General features: G+C 67.3%; 5 protein-coding genes. 3 read left to right on the top strand and 2 right to left on the bottom strand.

Annotated elements, in window-relative coordinates; genetic code table 11:
* Positions 1-261: 261 nt before the first annotated feature.
* Positions 262-594, bottom strand: a complete 333-nt coding sequence (locus V3572_RS10860) for a hypothetical protein (protein ID WP_332111011.1) — start codon at positions 592-594, stop codon at positions 262-264.
* Complete coding sequence (locus V3572_RS10865; RefSeq protein ID WP_332111012.1) at positions 594-854, bottom strand: hypothetical protein; 261 nt, start codon at positions 852-854, stop codon at positions 594-596. The genes V3572_RS10860 and V3572_RS10865 overlap by 1 nt, the downstream gene beginning before the upstream one ends.
* Positions 855-1,324: 470 nt before the next feature.
* Here V3572_RS10865 and V3572_RS10870 point away from each other — a divergent pair, with 470 nt between their 5' ends.
* The 3 genes from V3572_RS10870 (at position 1,325) to V3572_RS10880 (ending at position 3,011) form a co-directional block, all read left to right on the top strand.
* Positions 1,325-1,639: a TraR/DksA family transcriptional regulator gene (locus V3572_RS10870; protein ID WP_332111013.1), complete on the top strand. Its 315-nt coding sequence runs from the start codon at positions 1,325-1,327 to the stop codon at positions 1,637-1,639.
* A gap of 39 nt (positions 1,640-1,678) precedes the next feature.
* Entirely contained in the window at positions 1,679-1,846 is a 168-nt protein-coding gene (locus V3572_RS10875; RefSeq protein WP_332111014.1) for a hypothetical protein, read from the top strand.
* Between the two features lie 400 nt (positions 1,847-2,246).
* Complete coding sequence (locus tag V3572_RS10880) at positions 2,247-3,011, top strand: acyl-CoA dehydratase activase (RefSeq protein WP_332111015.1); 765 nt, start codon at positions 2,247-2,249, stop codon at positions 3,009-3,011.
* Positions 3,012-3,382 lie beyond the last annotated feature (371 nt).

Genomic DNA, 3,382 nt, shown 5'->3' on the forward strand with positions numbered 1-3,382 from the left:
TGCGTCTCGAATTACCCGACTCGCTATTTAATTGTCAAAGATCACGGCCGTCTGGGGTCTTTCAACCCGGTACTTCTTGCGGCCCATCTTCGTTCGGGGGTGTGTTTCTTTCGCCCCGCGCGAAACTCTGATGTTTAGTCGATCCGGTTCGGCCCGTCAACAACTTTTTTTTCGTCGCCTTCAAAAAGTCATTTGTTCGCGTCGACCAGGGGGCGGTGTTTAGCTAACCCAGCCCGGCCCGTCAACCAAAAAAACGCCTTTCTAGAAATTTCCCTCACCCTTGGTGTGGTCCAAGACGTCGTCCAGGCCATGCCGTTTGGCCTCAAAAGCCCCGGGGCGCAAGGCATACCGCGTGATGGTCCAAGCCTCTTCGTCGATCACGTCCACATCCCCGTCCCCGCCCTCGGGCAGAAGCGAAACGGCCCGGGCCAAAAACTCCTCCACGTCCACAAACCGCCCTTCGTGCTCAATTTCGATTCCGCCCGCCTCGGCCCGGGCCGTTTCGAAGGGGGCCTCGGCCGCAAGTTTCCCGGCCGCCTCCGGCGTAAGCCCCCGAATCCGCCCGTAGATGCGGAAGTCCACGCCCGGCCGCATCAGGCTTCGTCCTGAAGCAGCCGCTTGGCGACTTCCAGGTCATACATCTCCAGGGGGTCCGTCCCCGTGCCCCGCTTGGCGTACTGGGCGGCCGCCGCCCGGATGTCGTCGTAGGCGATCCAGTCGTGGCCCTCCCAGATCTGGGGGTGGTCCCGGTTCCACAGCCGAAACTCCACGTCGCCGTAGCGTTCCCGCACGTACATGCGCACGGCCCGTTCCTGGGGATTGGGGTGGTAATAGATGCCGCGTTCGTCCTTCATGCCCGCTCCTTTCCGGCGCGATCCCGCCGGTCGGGATGCAGTAGGAAAGGCTGCCCGCCCCGTCAAGGCCTGCGGCGCCCCGAACCGGACATGTCGGAGTCTTCCGACAAATTTGCCCCAGGCCCGCCCACGGCTATGGTGGGCCGCACGCGCCCGGGACAGGCGCGACGGCTCAGGGCGGCCATGGCGGCCGACGGGCTTTGCGCCGTAGCGTCCCTGTTCCGGCAACCGGCTTTCTCCAACCAAGAGACTCTGGCCATGACGAACCCGATCCGTGTTTTTGCAATCGCCTCCCCCGGCCGCATCGGCGCGGGTCTGTCCGCGGCGCCAGGGGAGGCGGCCGCGATCCGTCGCGGGCACGCAAGGGGCGCCATGTAGGAAAAGCCGCGTTTCGTACCTGGCCAGCCCCATCTCCACACCCGGAGGTGGGGCTTTTTGTTGACCCTCGATCATATATAAGGAGTATGACCATGACCGCTGCCGACCGCAGAACGCTGTTTCGCACCTTTACCGAGGAAATCGCCTCCGTCGAGGCCGCTCTGGCCCGCTGGGCCGAATTCCAGGAGGAAACCCCCGCCGCCCCAACGTTCACCAATTGGCGGCAGGACATGGAGGAACGCCTGGCCGACCTTCGGGCCGCAGTAAACCGCATGGATGATGCGGAGTTCGGAATCTGCCGGGAATGCGGCGAGGACATCTCCCCCCGGCGGCTGCTGGCCGTGCCCGGAACCTCCTTGTGCGTGGCCTGCAAGTCGGAGCAGGAACATGCCCTGGCCATCCCCTGATCCGGCCCGGACGCCCTGCCCCGCCGCCGGGAGACGGCCATGCTGACGGCCCTGGTTCTGATCGGGGCCGCCCTGCTCACGGTTCTCGCCGCCGCCAGACTTCTTCGCGGCCGCGCCCGGCGGGCTGGGCGGCCGCGGCCCATCCGACGGGAGATGCTCTCGCGCCGGTTCAACTTCGACCGCTACAAGCAGTATGAAAACAAATGACCTGGTCGGGGGAATGCCTCCGGCGGCCAAGGGGCTTAAAGCCCCTTGGAACCCCGTAACGGGAAGGCCTGCCGCCTCGGACCTGCGCCACAGGCATGCCGCTCGGGCCGGGCGACGGGTGTGCGCGCGGCGCGCCCGGCAGACCCGAGCGAAGCGACGCATGGTCTGCCGAAGCGCCGCGTCGCACACCCCGAACCCGGCCAACCAGCGGACATTCTGCGCCCCAAACACCTCCCGGGAACCATGGAACGCCCCCATGGAACACCACGGCATGCGGCACGCGCCGCCCATCCATCCACTCTCTCGATCACACACCCGTTTCTTGATCCGATCTATCGATTGTACTTTCCCGCCCCTGCCCGCTACCCCTTGGGCCATTCCCCACACGGAGGCCTTTCCCATGTTTGCAGGCATCGACGTCGGCTCCCGGTCCATCGAACTCGTGGTCGTCTCGGACGGCGAGATCATCCACGCCGAGCGCACGTCCACCACCTTCGATCCCGTGGCCCAGTGCCGCAGACTCTTCGCGGCCGCTCCCGCCTGTCCCGTGGCGGCCACGGGCTACGGCCGGGAACTGGTGGCCAAGCACGGCTTCGACCGCGAGGTGACCACCATCACCGAGATCAAGGCCCATGCCCTGGGCGCGGCCCACCGCTTCCCCGAGGCGCGCGGCGTCCTGGACATCGGCGGCCAGGACACCAAGGCCATCGCGCTTCTGCCCGGCGGCCGGGTGGCCAAGTTCGAGATGAACGACCGCTGCGCCGCCGGGACGGGCAAATTCCTGGAATTTCTGGCCAACGTCTTCCAGATCCCCGTCGAGGCCTTCGGGGCCTACGCCCTTTCGGGCAAACCCGGGGTGGAGGTCAGCAGCATGTGTACGGTCTTCGCCGAGACCGAGGCCACCTCGCTCATGGCCAAAGGGCGCGACCCCAGGGACATCGCCCTGGGGCTGCACGCCTCGGTGGTGCGGCGCACGGCCAACATGCTGCGCCGGGTGGGCGTGACGGGCGGCGACGCGCCCGTGGTCTTCTCCGGCGGCGTGGCCCACAACCCGTGCATCGTGCATCTGCTCGGCCAGGCCCTGGGGCAACCCTTGCTCGTGGCCGACGACCCGGACATGACCGGGGCCCTGGGCGCGGCCCTGTGGGGCGCGCGGCAGGAGTAAGGGGGAAGGGGCGGGGAAGCGAGGGGACGGGACGGCGAAGTTTGGGGAAATGCCTCCGGCGGCCCAAGGGGCCATGCCCCTTGGGAATCCCCGAACGGGAGAGATGGCCCCCTGCAACATGGCCCCTTGGGACGCCGCTATGGGCCATGCCCGCCGGGCCGGGCGACGGGTTGGCGCCGCCGTGAAAACACCTGCCCTGTATTTTCATCCATGACGTATCCCCTGTTTTTTCGCAGTCTCAGGCACACATCCGGGATGGACGGGCCGGGCGACGGGTTTGCGCGCGGCGCGCGCGGCAGGCCCGAGCGAAGCGACGCATGGCCTGCCGAAGCTCCGCGTCGCAGGCCCCGAGCCCGGCCATCGCGCCAGGC

The sequence above is a fragment of the Desulfolutivibrio sp. genome (assembly GCF_036584575.1).
In the GTDB taxonomy this organism is placed as follows: Bacteria; Desulfobacterota; Desulfovibrionia; order Desulfovibrionales; family Desulfovibrionaceae; genus Desulfolutivibrio.